At 42.7% G+C, this 16,389-nt stretch carries 19 protein-coding genes; 8 read left to right on the forward strand and 11 right to left on the reverse strand.

Translation table 11 applies throughout. The annotated features are described in order from the left end of the window. The first annotated feature begins 109 nt into the window (after positions 1–109). Positions 110–967, forward strand: a complete 858-nt coding sequence (locus tag L2748_RS01120) for a universal stress protein (RefSeq protein ID WP_246616088.1) — start codon at positions 110–112, stop codon at positions 965–967. A gap of 16 nt (positions 968–983) precedes the next feature. On the opposite strand, the gene L2748_RS01125 is transcribed toward L2748_RS01120, so the two are convergent. Beyond that, entirely contained in the window at positions 984–1,319 is a 336-nt protein-coding gene (locus L2748_RS01125) for a TehB family protein (protein ID WP_220779452.1), read from the reverse strand. 135 nt (positions 1,320–1,454) lie between these two features. Here L2748_RS01125 and L2748_RS01130 point away from each other — a divergent pair, with 135 nt between their 5' ends. Then, positions 1,455–1,961 carry a YcxB family protein gene (locus tag L2748_RS01130; protein ID WP_220779313.1) on the forward strand — a complete coding sequence of 169 codons (507 nt, stop codon included), beginning with the start codon at positions 1,455–1,457 and terminating at the stop codon, positions 1,959–1,961. Here L2748_RS01130 and L2748_RS01135 read toward each other — a convergent pair. Then, positions 1,951–2,487, reverse strand: coding sequence for a GNAT family N-acetyltransferase (locus L2748_RS01135; RefSeq protein WP_246616087.1), 537 nt, complete (start codon positions 2,485–2,487; stop codon positions 1,951–1,953). The two genes, L2748_RS01130 and L2748_RS01135, sit on opposite strands and share 11 nt — an antisense overlap. Positions 2,488–2,734: 247 nt before the next feature. Here L2748_RS01135 and L2748_RS01140 point away from each other — a divergent pair, with 247 nt between their 5' ends. From L2748_RS01140 to L2748_RS01155, 4 genes are read left to right on the forward strand one after another with little or no spacing between them, the layout of a single operon-like run. Beyond that, a complete protein-coding gene (locus L2748_RS01140; RefSeq protein ID WP_220779311.1) occupies positions 2,735–3,613 on the forward strand; it encodes a MipA/OmpV family protein in 879 nt (292 codons plus the stop codon). Between the two features lie 5 nt (positions 3,614–3,618). After that, positions 3,619–4,041 (forward strand): DUF3019 domain-containing protein, encoded by a 423-nt coding sequence (locus L2748_RS01145; RefSeq protein WP_220779309.1) that lies wholly within the window; start codon positions 3,619–3,621, stop codon positions 4,039–4,041. Continuing rightward, positions 4,041–4,754 carry a response regulator gene (locus L2748_RS01150; protein WP_220779307.1) on the forward strand — a complete coding sequence of 238 codons (714 nt, stop codon included), beginning with the start codon at positions 4,041–4,043 and terminating at the stop codon, positions 4,752–4,754. Before L2748_RS01145 ends, L2748_RS01150 begins: the two co-directional genes overlap by 1 nt. An 18-nt stretch (positions 4,755–4,772) precedes the next feature. Beyond that, complete coding sequence (locus tag L2748_RS01155) at positions 4,773–6,029, forward strand: sensor histidine kinase (RefSeq protein WP_220779305.1); 1,257 nt, start codon at positions 4,773–4,775, stop codon at positions 6,027–6,029. A gap of 11 nt (positions 6,030–6,040) precedes the next feature. Here the strand turns inward: L2748_RS01155 and L2748_RS01160 are convergent, their stop codons facing one another. Continuing rightward, positions 6,041–6,337, reverse strand: coding sequence for a DUF1289 domain-containing protein (locus tag L2748_RS01160; RefSeq protein ID WP_220779303.1), 297 nt, complete (start codon positions 6,335–6,337; stop codon positions 6,041–6,043). A gap of 166 nt (positions 6,338–6,503) precedes the next feature. Here L2748_RS01160 and L2748_RS01165 point away from each other — a divergent pair, with 166 nt between their 5' ends. Beyond that, the gene (locus tag L2748_RS01165) at positions 6,504–7,055 is read left to right on the forward strand and encodes a DUF4136 domain-containing protein (protein WP_246616086.1); all 552 of its coding nucleotides are present in this window, start codon (positions 6,504–6,506) and stop codon (positions 7,053–7,055) included. A 432-nt stretch (positions 7,056–7,487) separates the two neighbouring features. On the opposite strand, the gene L2748_RS01170 is transcribed toward L2748_RS01165, so the two are convergent. The 3 genes from L2748_RS01170 to L2748_RS01180 all read right to left on the reverse strand — a co-directional run bounded on the left by L2748_RS01170 (position 7,488) and on the right by L2748_RS01180 (position 10,635). Then, positions 7,488–8,957 (reverse strand): AAA family ATPase, encoded by a 1,470-nt coding sequence (locus tag L2748_RS01170; RefSeq protein ID WP_220779301.1) that lies wholly within the window; start codon positions 8,955–8,957, stop codon positions 7,488–7,490. 93 nt (positions 8,958–9,050) lie between these two features. Continuing rightward, positions 9,051–10,187, reverse strand: coding sequence for an HlyD family secretion protein (locus L2748_RS01175; RefSeq protein WP_220779299.1), 1,137 nt, complete (start codon positions 10,185–10,187; stop codon positions 9,051–9,053). 1 nt (position 10,188) lies between these two features. Beyond that, complete coding sequence (locus L2748_RS01180) at positions 10,189–10,635, reverse strand: DUF3302 domain-containing protein (protein WP_220779297.1); 447 nt, start codon at positions 10,633–10,635, stop codon at positions 10,189–10,191. Positions 10,636–10,940: 305 nt separating this feature from the next. On the opposite strand from L2748_RS01180, the gene purT reads away from it, so the two are divergent. Further along, entirely contained in the window at positions 10,941–12,116 is a 1,176-nt protein-coding gene (purT, locus tag L2748_RS01185) for a formate-dependent phosphoribosylglycinamide formyltransferase (protein ID WP_220779295.1), read from the forward strand. 110 nt (positions 12,117–12,226) lie between these two features. Here purT and L2748_RS01190 read toward each other — a convergent pair whose 3' ends face one another. The 5 genes from L2748_RS01190 to L2748_RS01210 are packed head-to-tail and all read right to left on the reverse strand — an operon-like array spanning position 12,227 to position 16,345. Next, positions 12,227–13,180, reverse strand: a complete 954-nt coding sequence (locus L2748_RS01190) for a D-2-hydroxyacid dehydrogenase (RefSeq protein ID WP_220779292.1) — start codon at positions 13,178–13,180, stop codon at positions 12,227–12,229. A 28-nt stretch (positions 13,181–13,208) separates the two neighbouring features. Then, on the reverse strand, positions 13,209–13,820 hold the full coding sequence (locus tag L2748_RS01195) for an outer membrane beta-barrel protein (RefSeq protein WP_220779290.1): 612 nt from the start codon (positions 13,818–13,820) through the stop codon (positions 13,209–13,211). A gap of 31 nt (positions 13,821–13,851) precedes the next feature. Beyond that, on the reverse strand, positions 13,852–14,631 hold the full coding sequence (djlA, locus tag L2748_RS01200) for a co-chaperone DjlA (RefSeq protein WP_220779288.1): 780 nt from the start codon (positions 14,629–14,631) through the stop codon (positions 13,852–13,854). After that, the gene (murU, locus tag L2748_RS01205) at positions 14,631–15,299 is read right to left on the reverse strand and encodes an N-acetylmuramate alpha-1-phosphate uridylyltransferase MurU (RefSeq protein ID WP_220779280.1); all 669 of its coding nucleotides are present in this window, start codon (positions 15,297–15,299) and stop codon (positions 14,631–14,633) included. Before murU ends, djlA begins: the two co-directional genes overlap by 1 nt. 41 nt (positions 15,300–15,340) lie before the next feature. Further along, the gene (locus L2748_RS01210; protein ID WP_220779278.1) at positions 15,341–16,345 is read right to left on the reverse strand and encodes an aminoglycoside phosphotransferase family protein; all 1,005 of its coding nucleotides are present in this window, start codon (positions 16,343–16,345) and stop codon (positions 15,341–15,343) included. Between the last annotated feature and the right edge of the window lie 44 nt (positions 16,346–16,389).

Here is a 16,389-nt window from a genome sequence, read left to right on the forward strand (position 1 = left end):
ATTTGATCTTAGCAATCCCACGTGTTTGCAGGGCTATGGACTAAAGTTGATCCAGTGGAGAAATAGTTGCCGGAGTACTCCAATGATTACTTAGCATCACACATTAACCTTGATTGACAATAATTCTTCAGCGCAAGTCGCCTTGAATAAATCACTGCAATTGGCTAAAAAAACTAAAGCTAAAGTCACAGCGTTAAAAATTGAACGCCCCTATAACAACCTATTAAGCCGACTTGGGCTCATCCCTAACAATGCACTTGATCCTATGCTATTTGTTAAAAAGCTGCTCAGCAAATACCAGCGCCAAGGTGTCGAAGTCGAAGTCAAAACCATTCACAATGTCAAAGACCATGTGGCTATTATCAATGAAATCCAGACTCAGCATTATGATTTGGTCGTGATTAATAATAACCATCACAATAACTTTCTTGATGAGTGGCGTCCGAGCTGTGAGGCGCACCTTCTAAGAGACTGCCAACAACCTGTAATGATCGTCGGCAACAAAAGCTGGCAAGTTAAAGGGCATATTCTTACCGCAATAGAAACCTGTAAATCAAATCAACAACACCAGCAATTGAACCAGTGCTTACTTGATGATACTCGACAGCTAGCCATGTTATTAGAAAACGATATCCATCAGGTCAATTGTTACCAATTAGACGATTTAAGTATGTCGGTTAACCCAGTAAAACACTGCAGCTCAGACTCACAGCAGAAACAACAGCATTGGCAGCGGTTACTAGAGAGTGCAGAGGGATACGAGCTCGAGCATGATCACTTGCACCTAGAACAAGGCTTGCCCGACCATGTCATTCCTCATGTCGCCCACCAATGTAATGCAAACATGCTAATTATTGGTGCTGGAGAACATCACGGTTTGATCAGCGAGCTTAAAGGACACACTTCATCAGTGATAATTGACCAGTTAAAATGCGACATACTGGCTATCAAACCGCAGATTCACTAACTTGATGTATTAAGCGCTAATCGCGCTCTGATTGATTCTGCGCGACTATCTCTGAGTCTTTATGTGCCCAAAAGTCGACTCTAAAACGAGTATCTGCATTAAGAAATTCAACTTTATGCCAATACTGTGGAGGTGATATTGCCGTTTCCCCAGCAGCTATAACAAGCTCTTGCTCAACTTCACCTCGCCTATCAGTAAATCCATAAAACTTGAGTTCACCACTGAGCACATGGATCTGTCCATAGACTCCAGCCTTAGTATTATGCAGGTGCAGGAACATTTTAGGGACGGCGTCTTTTTCAAAAACAGCAGTGGATTTATAATTCACATAATCAGTCGGGATCGCATTCATCATTAAACCTCTTTTGTTAAAGTGTAATTAATCCGATTTAAGCTCAAGTTAAGCGACTAGCAGCAAACTAAATACTATAATCACAGCCAGTATATCGATATAAAGCGCATACACCTCAGGCGACAACGAGAACCAATGAATCAAGAATATAGTTACACTACCCAATATACCCTAGATAAAAGCCATTTTAGTGAATGTTATGATGAATCAGCTGTGGTTGACTCCTCAATCAAAGCTTATCGTAAGGCGATCATATTTGCCGTTGTCGGTACCGCACTCATGCTAACCAATATAAACGGTTATGCTTCGTGGTTTTTGATAGCGCTAAGTGCATTAGAAGCGCTAAGCGTAAAATTTAGAAAGCCATGGTGGTTGATGCGTCAAATGATGAGTAAAGCCGCCAATAATGAAGTGACCTTAACACTGAATGAATCAGGAATAAGTAACGATTCATTTTATGTGCAAGGCACAATTTTATGGCAAGACATTGTTGAGTCCACCGAAACTGAACAAGGATTTCTATTCAAGCTACCTAAGTCGGTAAGTTATTTATCAAAGCGCAGTTTAGATAAAGAAGCCATAGCCTTTGTATTGAACAAAACTAAAGATATACAAGCTCCGCAAGCCAAGGCTAATCTCTAACATTTGCCATTAGAAATGCGTCGATATACTCGCCGTTGCGAAAAGCATATTCACGCATTTCTCCCTCAATCACAAAGCCGTGCTTTTTATACAAACTAATCGCTAAATGGTTGTCAGTATAAACTTCTAGTTCTATACGTCTTATCGCCAACCAATTTTGCGCTAAAGAAACCATAGCCTCAAGCAGCGCAGAGGCAATCCCCATGCCTCTAAAGTCTTCATGCACAGCCATGCCTATATTGGCAACATGCTTACGCCTTGGGTTGCAAAAGACCTCCATACCTATCTGGCCAATCACTTCTCCGTCTCTGATAGCTACCAAGCTATAGAAGTTATCAGCTAAATCTAGTAAGCGTTTTTGCCATACCTGTAATGAAGCAAATGGCTGCTGCAGAGTCTCACTGTAGCAACTTGATTGACTGTATAGCTGATATATCCCTTCAATATCAGCATCTAAGCTGTGACGAATATCAATATCTATTAAAATAGTTTTGTCTAATCCTTGTACTACATTTGCATCAATCACTCTCAATCCCTTTTAGTCAATATTACCCGCTAAAAACTTAGTAAAAAAAACACCTTAAATATCAATAGCTAAAATCAAGAGGAATCAGTTTAAGGTTTTGTTAACACATCAACATTAACCAGCAGGTGACTAATTTACAACCTGTATCAGTTTGCAACAAACTTCTTATCTCGCATGCTGCTTTTTGGAATAGATGATACTCTATGAATCCATATGTTAATTTTGTAATCATGAGTCAAACTTTTAGATGCCACTTTTTTTCGTATTATTACTGGCCGCTAGCCTGTTTTTTGGGGTTGGGGTAGCCAAGGCTTCAACTAACTGTGAAAACAATACTGACTGCATTGAAGTCGGTCGTTGGGATATTGGCTTGGCCTTAGGCTATGGCATGAAATCTAATCCGCTAAAAGACTTCGATGATATTCCTATCTATGCGGTTCCGACACTTGCTTACTATGGCGAAAGCTGGTTTTTTGATAATGGCAATATCGGTTATACCCTTGCTGAAGGTGAAAACTTCACCATCAACCTAATTACAACATTTAGTAACGATAGCGCCTTTTTCCACCGCTGGGACCCCTCTAATATATTCTTACTTAGCGGTGATAACACTCAGAGCGCAATTGCTCCGATGGCGAGCACAATGAAAGCTTTTGACACGCCAGACGAAAGAGCTATAGGCGAACTTAAAAATAGAAACTTTACATATCTTGGCGGAGCAGAGGCATTTATTTACACCCGTTTTGGTATAGTCCATGCTAGCCTTGCTCATGACATCTTAGATGTACATGGCGGTTTCGAGTCTAGATTAAAATGGTTTTACAACATTCCATTAGACAGATGGAACTTTGAGTTTGCTGCCGTTTTAGACTGGAAAAGCGAAGAAGTTGTTGATTACTATTATGGTGTTAGGCCAAGTGAAAGTTTCTATTGGAGTCAAGCATATCAAGCGGAGTCAGCGTTGAATAAAAGCATCGAGTTTACTGGCCAGTACGTTTTAACAAAAAACTGGAATTTACTTCTCGTTGCCCGCTATACCGATATTGCTGATGAAATAGCTGAGAGTCCCTTGTTAGATAAAGGTTATACGACCACTTACTTTGTTAGTGCTGCATATAGGTTCTAATTCAAGTGCTTTCAAAATCTAAACTACTCTTCTTACCGCTATTGTTAAGTTTACTGCTTAGCGCTAGTGCTATTGCAGAAAACACAACTGAAGAGCCTGTACCAGAACCCAAACTAACATTATCTCCGGAAATATGCATCACTTCGGCAGATCAGGAGACTTGCGATATTGAAGTTACACTCAACTGGCAAGCTGAAACAAATAAAACCGTTTGCATCATTTCTGATTACAAAGATTTAAACAAGTGGTGTAGTTCATCACCTAATATTCACTCTTTTAGCGTCAATATCAGTGCTACACGTGATATTCAGTTTGTGATGATAGACAAAGATACCCACGAGACTATTGCAGGTGTAAAATTAAAAGTTACACAAGCGTCTCCGCCTCAAGTCAGGCGAAGATACCGCAACCCATGGAGTTTATTCTAATGACCAATTTGCAATCTACGCATAGAGTATTGTTAGTCGAAGATGATATTCGTTTGGCCAATTTGATTGTCGACTATTTAAAGTCCCATGGCATGCATGTCGAAGTAGAACGTAGAGGCGACACCGTTCTAACCCGTCTAATTAACTATAAACCTGACATTATCTTACTCGACATTATGCTGCCAGGTATGGACGGTTTAACTTTATGTGAAAAACTACCTGACTACTTTGCCGGCCCAATTCTACTGATGAGCGCACTTGGCTCTAACGAAGATCAGATCAAAGGTCTAGAACTCGGCGCAGACGATTACGTTGTTAAGCCGGTTGACCCAGCCTTACTGGTTGCACGCATCAATAACCTGCTGCGTCGTCAAGCCAAACCTACTCAAGTCGAATCTCACTGCCTAAGCTTTGGTAAATTAAGCATTGATCCACATACTCAAGCAATCCGTTTAGGAGAGACTGAAGTCGACTTAACCAGCCATGAATTTGAGTTATTGTGGTTACTAGCGTCACAGGCAGGTCAAGTCATGAGCCGCCAGTATATCTATCAGTATTTACTCAATATTGATTTTGACGGTAAAGACAGAAAAATCGATGTCCGCATTTCACGCCTAAGAAAGAAACTAGGCGACAACATCGAAACACCTTTTAGAATTAAAACCGTTTGGGGCCAAGGTTATCTATTTGCACCTGAAGCCTGGAACAATTAATTCAGCTTTATTTAGTCGATGAAGCGATTATTTATCAGCCTGTATCTACTGCTCAGCCTTGGTGTTTTAGGCATTGGCTGGGCCTTAGATAACTTATGGCAAAGTAATGTTGATGATAAAGGTGCACAAGATGCACCTTTAATTGCTTTAGCACAGGTGCTAGCAGCCTTACCCATCGAGCAGCGCCAAGCCATGCTAGATGCCATCGAGCCAGATCCAAAACTTCCCCTAACTTTACTCGATGCTAAGCAAGTCGCTTTTTCAAGTGAGCAAATGGTGCAAGCTAATAAGGTGATAGCAACGCCTCATGATATTAATCATGAGCTGCATTTTGTGGCTGTTGGCGAGCAGCTCCTAATGGCCGGCCCCATAGAGTTAGATCCACGGGCAAGCCTAAGAAACCTTTATAATATTTTTTTCTATCTACTATTAGGCTTCATTGTCCTTATTTGGGTATGGCCTCTTTCAAAAGATTTAAAAATACTGGGTAAAGCCACCAAAGAGTTTGGTCAAGCGAAGTGGGATACACGTATTCAGCTAACAAAAAGCTCGCAAGTTTTACCGCTAGCAGATACCTTTAATGATATGGCGGCTCATATTAGCGCCCTTATCGAAAACCAAAAACATCTTTCTAATGCCGTATCTCACGAAATTAGAACGCCACTAGCAAGGCTTAAGTTTGCCTTGGCATTATTGCCTCAATACTGCCTACCCGACTCAGATAAAGACAAGCGTCAGCGTTTTCTCGATGAGATGCAACTCGACATTAAAGAGATGGAAAACCTACTACAAGAGTTATTAACCTACGCCAGCTTGGAAACCCAGCGTGAATCTCTACACTTTGAGCGTTGCGATTTAAACAGTTTGGTCGCCCAGACAATTAGACGCTTACAAAGCCACCATCCAACACCGATTGTACTCAATGAACCTGCAACAACCATTTATCTAACCGCTGAGCCATCATTGGTTGAGAGAGCGTTGCAAAACCTTATCACCAACGCACAACGCTTCTCGACCGATAACATTGTAGTGAAGATATCTGAACAAAATGATGGAATTAGATTAAGCGTAACTGACAATGGTGAGGGGATCCTAAAGCAGGACCAAAGCAAAATATTTGAGCCTTTTTACCGCAGTGCGAGTAGCAAAAATGGCAACAAAGGTCACGGATTAGGCTTAGCTATTATTAAGCGGATAATGGAAAGGCATCACGGTGAAGTGACTTTATTTAGTGAGCCAGGCGATACCCGTTTCACCTTATTTTGGCCCAAGTAAAACAGGCTAACTTAGTCTTTAACAGGAACATCAGCTTCGAGAGCTTCCTCGCCAAAATCTAAATTGCTATTAATCTTACTTCGCTCATCCTGTAATTGCGCCTTTTTAGCTTTTAAAAAGGCCAGCTGACGTCGACGTTTGCGCTGCTTACACAAACGGATCACATCGTATTTTTGCGCATCAGAAAACTCAAGCCAATTAAAACGCTCGTTACGATTGCGCAAGCACCCCATACAATAGCCTCTAGCATCACTTTGGCATACACCTATGCAAGGGCTGGGGATCTCAAAAAACTCTAATTGCTCCATAGGTTAAACATATACCATCTTGACAAGGAAAGGCTAAAATAAATACAGTAGATGTTCCTTTTCGGCAACTAAACGCTAGGTCATCTAATTGATTTAACAGCGTTGCTCTTTAGTTTAATACGCTACTCGCTCAGCTTTGTTCAAGCTTTCAATAAGGATGATAATAATGAAAACGCTATTACAACGTACATTCACTAGCATAGCCGCCACCTCCTTATTGCTTTTAACGGCTTGTAGTTCCACCCCAAAAAATGACTATGATGTTAATTATGACTTTTCTCAACTAAAGACATTTAGTCAACTTGCACCAGCAACCAACAATGACCCCTTAAGCGCAAACCGAATTCAGCAAGCGATAGCCAGCGCCTTGGTCAATCAAGGCTTTAGCGCGCAGGAGCAAACAGCAGATTTCCATGTTAGCTATAGCTTTAAAGTAGAAAACAAACCTAAAGATTCAGGTTTTTCCATTGGCTTAGGTACCGGAACTTGGGGCAGTTCTGGTGGAGCAAGTATCGGCACTAGCGTTGATGTACCTGTGGGTAGTGATACCGCTAAGGTTCAAACGATTCAAATAGATATCATTGACCCAAGCAGCAATCAGCTTATTTGGCGTGGTTCAGATAAGTTTACTTTTGATGAAGGTGGCGCAGCAAAAGCTGATGAAACCAATATCACTGTTGCCAAAATACTTGCTCAATTCCCACCTAATACCAATTAGTATAAAGATTTGGTCGCTCAGCGAGAATTTAGCGGCACTGAGACAAGGTCATTAAGTGCTCCTGCTTTAATGACATTCGCTGCATCCATGCAGCTCGCAACGAGTGAAGAGCATAGTTAAACTAGGTTCAAGCTTCTTCTTTTTATCAAGAGTCGCAGTATCAGAGCCGCTAAAACTCGCCATTCTGGAGCGTTTTTGGCTGCCTACTTCAGCGTTGAATAACTTCACAAGGGAGCAACCATTCTTTTAGTTATTCGCCTTGAATTAGTTTGCCAAAATCGCTCTGAGTAGATCAACTTCTTATACTAATTGGTATAATAAGCAGCCTTAATCGCAAGTCAACAAGGCTTTGTAGCGGCATAATATCCACATAAAACACCAACGAACCACTATCAATATAGGGTTCGTTTATTGGCGGGCTATGCAAAACTTTTACTGATGCGCATTGACAGTTCGTCCCTCGGCCCATGTTCTCAATGATAATAGCTTTTCCCGCATTACCACAGATAAAGGTCGAGTTTTCATTAACTCACCAACAAGCAAGCCTTGCTCGACGGCTGCGGATGATGCTTTTGCTGTATAAATAGCGGAAATGATCCCTTGCTCAATTTCAGCTCCAGAGAATCCTTGGCTTACTTTCGCTAATTGCGCCAAATCAAATTGGCTAGGCTCTAAATTTCGACGCTTAAGATGGATCAAGAATATCGCTTTACGAATTGTTTCATCAGGCAGATCGACAAAGAATATCTCATCCATACGCCCTTTACGCATAAGTTCTGGCGGCAATGCACTAATATCATTGGCGGTTGCCACCAAAAATACATCGGACTTTCGTTCAGCCATCCAAGTTAAAAGGGTGCCTAGAATACGCTTTGAAGTACCATCATCACTACTGCCACTGCTTAAGCCCTTTTCAATTTCATCTATCCAGAGTACGCAAGGAGACATTAAGTCAGCCAACTCCAATGCTTTACGCAAGTTTTTCTCTGTTTCACCTATATATTTATTATAAAGCGCAGACATATCCATTTTTAACAGCGGTCTTTGCCACATGCCCGCAACAGCTTTGGCTGCTAAGCTTTTACCACTGCCTTGTACCCCGAGTAATAAGATCCCTTTAGGCTTATCCTCAATACTTTGGGTATAAGTAGATGGCGTCCGATGGCTTAACCATTGCTTGAGATTATGCAGTCCTGCGACTTGGGTAAAATCACTGGTATCGTACTCATAATGCAGTACACCTTGCATATCAAGCAGCTCGAATTTACCGCGATTAATGCTATCAACATCGGACAAAGTAATCGCACCATCGTCGACGATTGCCTTATGGGCTAAGCGACGCGCATCATCAAAGGTCAAGCCGCGTAAATTTTCAGCCAACTTAATGACCGCTACGTCATCAACATTGAGCAAAACGCCTTCGCTTTTCACTTTCTCTATTTGTTCATAAACGACGTTCAGTAGCTGCGAGGGGTCAGGTAGTGACAATCTAAAGTGGGCGCAGTAATGCTTAATCTCAGCAGGAATAGCAAACTCATGACTCACCAAAACGATAGTATGATTTAGCGACTCATATTCAAGCGCTATCTCCTTTAATAACCGAACATTTTTGGGGGCATCTTCAACGAAGGGGTGAAAGTCACACAACACATAAATCCCTTTTTGTGCCGTCGACTTTATTTGCACCAGAATATCTTCTGGTTCGCAATTAAATTTTTGCCGCCCAAGGCCGCTATCAACGCGGGTTAAACCTTGGGTAACACTCCAGCTAAAGAGTGGCTGAAACAGGATATTTGATACCCTTCTCAATAACTCTATCACTCGGTACTCTTCGTAAGTTTCTATCACCACTATTGGCGTGTTTGAGCGCAGTACCGCGGTGAGATCTTGAATATCTTGCATGTTAATCCTTGAACAAATACAGACAAAACAGTTAAAACAGTTAAAACAAAAGGGACACTTAGGTCCCTTTTAAACTTTTTTATTCGCGCAAGCTTAATGGAATAGGTAGTTAAGCCAGCCCTGCATTCTCAGTAGCACTTTACGCATAATCGACACATGGGCAAAATGCTCAGTATAAATCGCAGCGTGCCCAGAAACACCGGCTGGGAAACGCGTTCTGACTTCATGGTCTTCCAGCTTGATCAGCACTAAAGCGCGGCCTCGAGTCATCAAGCGAGCTGAGGAGACCAATGATCCCGATGATTGGATTTCACCTTCAGCCATTGCAGGTAACACTTTAGCGACCTTACCTTTAAACACCTGCCCTGGTGCGCCATCTAGAATGACTTCAGCTTCATCGCCCTCTTTTAAACGCAGCAATGAGTTTTGCCAAAACGCCCCCACAAATACACGTTCTTCATCAGGGATAAAGCTAAGTAATGGTCGTAATGGCATAGGGACAGCCACAATACCAGGGCGTAGTGCCATTTGAGTCACCATACCATCTGCAGGCGCCTTTACTACGGTTTGCGCCAAATCAAATTGGGCTTTTTCAAGCTCGCCTTGAATACCTGCAACCTTAGTATTGACACCATCAACATTAGACTCAAAGGCTAAACGTACTCTCAACTCTTCCGCGCGAGCCGCGTTTAATTGCGCTTCAGACGCCAAATAAAGTTGGCGTTTGTTATCCAGTTCAAGCTCGGTAAAAGGAGAGTTTGCCCCGCCACGTTTACGACCTTTCTCGTAACGGTCAAAAGCAGATTTAGTTCTGTCTCTATCAGCCGTTGCTCTTGTCACCGATGCTTTTGCCGTTTCCCATGCAGCCTCAAGTTGTGGCACTTCTAACTCAGCGGCAACTAATGCTGCGCGCTTTTGCTTAACAATCGCTTCAAATGGGGTCGGGTCAATTTTAAATAGCACGTCGCCTTTTTTAATGGGTGTATTTGGTTCCACATCAACAGAAATAACCACGCCTCTAACGGCTGGGTTAATAGGGGTTGTCACAAAGTATTCTTTGGCAAACGGCGTGTAGGGGTGGTTATAGTTCATCAGCAAAATTAACGCGCCGACAATAAAGATCCCCCCAAGAATTGCGGTAGGTACTGTCCACTTCGTCAGCGGGATTTTAAAGATCTTAAAAACGGCAATACAAACTGCGGTGTAGGTGAGAACTAAAAGTAAATCCATATTACACCTCTACCTTATCAGCTTGATTATTAGAAGATTGATTCAATGTATCAGTTTGCTCTAACTCTTTACTGGTAGCAGAAACATCCACTGCCGTAGCGACTACCTTATGATTCGCACTTTCCATTGCCGCTATTTTTTGCTCTAGCTTTCTAACCGATTCCGTTAAGCCCTTAACTTCACTTTCCAGTAATTGCTCTTTCTCCACAACCTCTTGGAAACCCCAGCCTCTGTCTTCGCGGTAAAGCGTTGCCCAAATCCATAAAAATGGCCAAATCGCATGGAGCGTAAACAAGCTTACCCAGCCAGCAATATGCAAAGCATCTTGCTGCGGATGATTACGCTTCTTCGCGATTTCATAAGGGATGTCATGAATCGCTATCACCCCATAGAAGATGAAGATAGCAACGAAAAAAATAATGCCTAACGCAAAATAATCTAAAAACACGGCGCACTCCTTTTCAACCCGTTAGTGACGGTGGCAGAACCTGAAAACACACTGACAACATCTTGACAACAATACCCCGATAAATCCATTTTTTTCGATTGAAATCTAAACATTAGCTAGAGACATATTAGTAAACCACAGTGATCTTGCGCACACTTGTCGGCAAATTTGGCTTTAATCCCCCCACCACACGTTACACTAAACCCCAAATAACAAAGAAAGCCACGATGCTTTCAACTGTTGCTTGGTCTGCATACTTGACGTTGCAATAGAGAGTCATCCCTACAATCTAAAAGGTAAATAAAATGATAGGTACAGCTTTATCTGCCAGTGCTAAACGAGCCATGTTGCTAGGCTGCGGCGAGCTAGGCAAAGAAGTCGCAATTGAATTACAACGCTACGGTATTGAAGTAATCGGGGTTGATCGATACCCCAACGCCCCCGCGATGCAAATTGCACATCGCTCCCATGTCATTAATATGCTCGACGCCAAAGCATTGAAAGAGATCATCGAGCTCGAAAAGCCCGATTTAGTCATTCCAGAGCTTGAAGCTATCGCCACTCAAACCTTGGTAGAGATGGAAGCGCAAGGCGTCAATGTTGTACCAACAGCCAAAGCCACTCAGCTGACGATGGACCGAGAAGGCATTCGCCGCCTTGCGGCTGAAACTCTGCAAATCCCAACCTCGCCTTATTTTTTCTGTGATACTGAAGCCGAGTTTAACGACGCTGTCGCCACTATCGGTTTACCTTGTGTGGTCAAACCCATAATGAGTTCTTCTGGCAAAGGCCAAAGCGTTATTCGTAATCAACAACAGATTGCGTCTGCATGGCAATATGCCCAAGAAGGCGGTCGTGCCGGCAAAGGCCGGGTGATTGTAGAAGGTTTTATTGCTTTTGATTATGAAATAACCCTGTTAACTGTTAGTGCTGTCAACGGCGTTCACTTTTGTGATGCCATTGGTCACCGACAAGAAGGTGGCGACTATCGTGAATCCTGGCAACCACAGGTCATGTCTGATGTTGTACTCGCAAAATCGCAAGCCATAGGAAAGAAAGTGGTTGAAGCATTAGGCGGATATGGTTTATTTGGGGTCGAGTTATTCATCAAAGGCGATGACGTTTACTTTTCTGAAGTCTCTCCACGCCCACATGACACAGGCATGGTCACGCTTATCAGCCAAGATCTGTCAGAGTTTGCACTACACGTACGCGCGATTTTAGGCTTGCCAATCAGCAATATCGCTCAACATGGTCCTAGCGCATCAGCGGTGATCTTAGCAAACGGCACATCAAACAATATTCAATTTTCCGGCGTTGCCGAGGCACTAACCCAGCCAGATACTCAAGTTAGGCTATTTGCTAAGCCTGAAATTGATGGTAGCAGACGCTTAGGGGTCACGCTTGCTAGAGCGGCCGATATTGATTCTGCGGTTGAAAAAGCTTTAACCGCAGCAAATAAGATTAACGTCATTTTGTAACGAGCACTGACCAGTTTAAGTAACGGCGACTATGCATAATAAAACAGCCCCAATTGAATAAGTTGGGGCTGTTTTAAAATCACGAGTAAAAAATCGCGTGTAATAGTTAGCTAATTAACCTGATTTTGAGACTTTCCCATCAGAAAGCTTTGTAGATTAGCAACGGCTATATTCAGCAGGTTTTGCCTCGCTTCAATCGTCGCCCACGCATTGTGCGGCGAGATGCTAATATTGTTAACCTTTAACAATGGGTTATCTATAGCAGGTGGCTCAGTCGATAGTACATCGACTCCAGCATAAGCCAGTTGCCCGGTATCCAATGCAGCAGCCAAAGCTGCTTCATCAATTAAGCCGCCCCTCGCCGTATTAATTAACATGGCGCTGCGCTTCATCGTTTTTAGGCTCGCGGCATTGATCAATTTTTCAGTTTCAGCTGTGAGTGGACAATGTAACGATACGATATCGGCTTGTTTTAATAACTGCTGTTGTTCAAGCCAAGTGCAGCCCTTAGGCAGTTTTAAGTCAGCATTACGCGTATTAACAACCACCTGCATACCAAAAGCAATAGCGATTTGCGCCACTGTTTTACCTATATCACCAAAGCCAATTAATCCTAGTGTCTTTCCCTTTAAAGATTGCAGCGGACTTAAGGTAAAGCAAAAGTCTGCTGACTCGCTCCAAGCACCAGATTTAACCGCGTCAGAGTGACGACTCACTTGTTGGGTCGCTTGTAAGATATGGGCAAACACCATTTGTGCGACTGCATCGGGTCCATAACCCGGAACATTGGTAACTACTATACCTAGGGCTCTCGCGGTATCAATATCAACCACATTAGTCCCTGTAGCAAGAACGCCAATGTATTTGAGCTTAGGTAATTGTGCCAATAGAGCCGAATCGAGTGCTGTTTTATTGGTTAAAATAATTGCAGCATCTTGGCTACGAAGCTGTACTTCAGCAGGGTCTGTGCGGTCGTAGTAACTCACGCTCCCCATTTGCTCTAACGGCTGCCAGCTAAGATCGCCGGGGTTTAATGTATAGCCATCTAGCACAACAATTTTCATTTAGTAAAACCTACAATTATCTTGCCCATTAAAACGCGAAGCTGGCACCTATGTTTGCCTGCCCTTGCCACATAATGTCAGCTTGGATATTCCAAAGACATCCACCCGCATCGCAAAACAGTGCATTGTCGGCATTAATAAAGGTCGCATAACCTTTTACTTCGGCAAATAAAGCCAATGATTGGCTCGCTTGATAAGCGATACCACCGCCAATAGCCATAGAAAATCGAGTTTCATTTGCATAACCTCCCCCCGGACGCATATGGGTAAGCCCCACACTCGTAGTCACATAAGGTTTGATGCTTTTATTTGGAAAATAAAGACTACCGCCAACATGAAAATAGTCCACATCCATTGAGGTCAGTACATCGGGGCTAAAATTATCGCCAGCCCTTAGATCGGTGGCTTGGTGACTATATAACAGATAAACGTTACCCGGATCTTTCGTGGTGATGCCTAGCATTAAACCGTAATGCTCGGATTCTGCCAATTTGCCTTTACCTGATTCATCTGAAGCGCTGGTAGAAATATCAAATTCACTCGCACCAAAACTATAACCACCAAAAGGTGCAACATAGACCTCTGCTGCAACAGGGAAAGCGCAAAGCGAACCTAATAAAAGCAGTAAACGTGTGTTCATAATATGTCCCTATTTGGCGGTTAATCGAGTGCTAACGCATACCTCTATCACCTTTGACTCTATCATAAGCAGCTTGAATATCTTGTGCTTTTTTCTTAGCCAGCTCCATCATTTCTGCAGGTAAACCTTTAGCAACTAACTTATCGGGATGATGTTCATTCATCAGTTTTCTATAGGCTCTTTTGACTTCTTGATCTGACATTGACTCAGAGATCCCCAATAAATCATAAGCATCTTTAATCGATGTCTGATTGCCCGCACCACCACTGCGATGAAAATTAAACTCTGCCTGCCATCTGGTTAATAAATCATCGAGTTGTTTTTGGCTAAAACCTAACTCTTTGGCAACGATAGCGAGTATTGAACGTTCTTTTTGATCTAACTGCGCGTCAGACAAAGCCGTCTGAATTTGGATCTCCAAAAACATTTGCAACACTTCTTTTCGGCCCATTGAAATCAGCCTAAAAGTCTTCAAACAGGCATTTAGGTCAAAATCAGATTCTTTACCTTCTCTAAACGCTGCTTGCGCATCAGCACGAGCTTGACCACTTAAATTAAGTTGGTCCATCAACGAACTTGCCATGCGAATATCATTTTCAGTTACATGACCTGACGCTTTAGCCACATGCCCCATAACGGCAAACGTAGTATTAAAAAATAATGCCTGCCTTTTAGCACTGCCGCTAAGACCTGCTTTTTGGCTTTGGTGGCGGTCATACATATGCCCTAACCACAGCCCAAAAATCGCGCCGCCTAATCGGCCAAACATAAACCCAATACCAAAGCCAAAAAACTTACCCCAAATACGCATTATCTAACCTTTGTTATCTCACGTTCTTCAATTTTTTTAAGCCGCTCTATCGTGCCTACATCGCACCAGTGGCTGCAAAAGTGTTCACCCGTTACTCGCTCACTAGCCATCGCTTGCCTTAACAGTGGCGCTAATGCAAAAGCCCCATCAAGCGTATCGGCAAATAACAGCGGATGGTAAACCCCCATACCAGAGAAAGTGAGCTTATTGGCCCCGCTGTCACTCAACTTGCCATTATCCAGCGAAAAATCACCGCTAGGATGTTGCACAGGGTTATCTACCAACCACAGGTGGGCTAAGCTATTAGCTGTTAGTGGCTTAATGTCTGGCAGTTTATCGATAAAGATATCACCATTAATCACAAAAAAAGCGTCATCACCAAGCAGGCTTAAGGCTTGTTTAATGCCGCCTCCAGTCTCTAAAGCTGATAACTCTTTACTGTAGTGAATATTGACTTGCCACTGACTGCCATCACCAAGAGCTTCAATCAATTTATGCCCTAGCCAAGCATGATTGATAACAATCTCGGTAAAACCTGCGGCAGCTAATTTTTCAATGTGGTAAACAATCAGTGGTTTTCCTGCAACCTTGACTAAAGGCTTAGGCACTGAATCAGTTAACGGCCGCAATCGTTCACCACGCCCAGCCGCGAGTATCATCGCTTTCATTAATCCGCCTTTTATTGGTCTATCTATCCAGCCTTAGGCTGTTACAGCTTCTGACGATTGAAAGCTGGAATGATAACCGTATCAATCCAAGCAGAGAAGACTTTAAGCTCTTCATATCGAGCAGCAATGTCACGGATATATTCTAGCGTCAACGGAATATCCGCCATGTAGGCAGGCTTATTGTCGCGATAATTCAGTCTTGAAAAAATCCCCGCCGCTTTTACATGCCTTTGAATCCCCATAAGATCAAACCAACGACGATATTGCTCAATGCTCGTATCTGCTGCAATAAGATGACTATCTATACACTGTTGATAATGTTGCGCCATCAGTTTATCAACCGCGATATCCGGCCAACGAATGTAGCAGTCTCGTAATAAAGAAACCGCATCGTAGGTCACAGGGCCAATGACTGCATCTTGAAAATCGATAACGTTAAGCTTGTCCGCTTGCAGCATTAAATTACGGCTATGGTAATCTCGATGCATGCCTGCTTGCGGTTGCTCCAACGCGTTATCAGTCAGCAAGTTAAAAGCGTCCTGCGTTGCTAATGTCACCTCATCAATAGCAAGCCCTAAATGATGCACCGCTAACCACTCTATAAAAATAGCTAACTCGCGTTCAACAAAAGCCGCATCATAGTGTGGTAGTCTGCCCTGTGCAGTTTCTGTAACTTTAGCAATATCATTAAGCAGTAATAAAGCTTCGGCATAATACTGCTGCAAAGTTTGTTCATTCAATACTGATAAAAGCTGTACATCGCCTAAATCACTGAGCAGCATAATGCCTTGCTCTACATCACTGGCAATCACCTTAGGCACAGCAATACCTTGACGAGAATAGCTGTCAGCTAATTGAATAAACGGTCTAATATCGATAAGGTTAGGCGGTGAATCGACTACAATATAAGACAGGTTATCGACCACGATTCTAAAATAGCGTCTAAAACTTGCATCGCCAGATATTAACTGTGGCGCAACTTTTACATTAAAATACTGGTTTAGCCATGCATTTAACTGAAGAAATCTAGGATCTGACAAGGGCACCTCATGGCTCTTAAGAAGAAATTGCTTTATTATAACGACAAAAT

Origin of the sequence: Shewanella sairae, assembly GCF_023283535.1 — a bacterium.
GTDB lineage: Bacteria > Pseudomonadota > Gammaproteobacteria > Enterobacterales > Shewanellaceae > Shewanella > Shewanella sairae.

Coding starts and splice junctions, on each gene's coding strand:
- L2748_RS01125 (WP_220779452.1), bottom strand. CDS start 1,319: ATGAATGCGATCCCGACTGATTATGTGAATTATAAATCCACTGCTGTT.
- L2748_RS01130 (WP_220779313.1), top strand. CDS start 1,455: ATGAATCAAGAATATAGTTACACTACCCAATATACCCTAGATAAAAGC.
- L2748_RS01140 (WP_220779311.1), top strand. CDS start 2,735: ATGCCACTTTTTTTCGTATTATTACTGGCCGCTAGCCTGTTTTTTGGG.
- L2748_RS01150 (WP_220779307.1), top strand. CDS start 4,041: ATGACCAATTTGCAATCTACGCATAGAGTATTGTTAGTCGAAGATGAT.
- L2748_RS01155 (WP_220779305.1), top strand. CDS start 4,773: ATGAAGCGATTATTTATCAGCCTGTATCTACTGCTCAGCCTTGGTGTT.
- L2748_RS01160 (WP_220779303.1), bottom strand. CDS start 6,337: ATGGAGCAATTAGAGTTTTTTGAGATCCCCAGCCCTTGCATAGGTGTA.
- L2748_RS01165 (WP_246616086.1), top strand. CDS start 6,504: ATGAAAACGCTATTACAACGTACATTCACTAGCATAGCCGCCACCTCC.
- L2748_RS01170 (WP_220779301.1), bottom strand. CDS start 8,957: ATGCAAGATATTCAAGATCTCACCGCGGTACTGCGCTCAAACACGCCA.
- L2748_RS01175 (WP_220779299.1), bottom strand. CDS start 10,187: ATGGATTTACTTTTAGTTCTCACCTACACCGCAGTTTGTATTGCCGTT.
- purT (WP_220779295.1), top strand. CDS start 10,941: ATGATAGGTACAGCTTTATCTGCCAGTGCTAAACGAGCCATGTTGCTA.
- L2748_RS01190 (WP_220779292.1), bottom strand. CDS start 13,180: ATGAAAATTGTTGTGCTAGATGGCTATACATTAAACCCCGGCGATCTT.
- L2748_RS01195 (WP_220779290.1), bottom strand. CDS start 13,820: ATGAACACACGTTTACTGCTTTTATTAGGTTCGCTTTGCGCTTTCCCT.
- djlA (WP_220779288.1), bottom strand. CDS start 14,631: ATGCGTATTTGGGGTAAGTTTTTTGGCTTTGGTATTGGGTTTATGTTT.
- murU (WP_220779280.1), bottom strand. CDS start 15,299: ATGAAAGCGATGATACTCGCGGCTGGGCGTGGTGAACGATTGCGGCCG.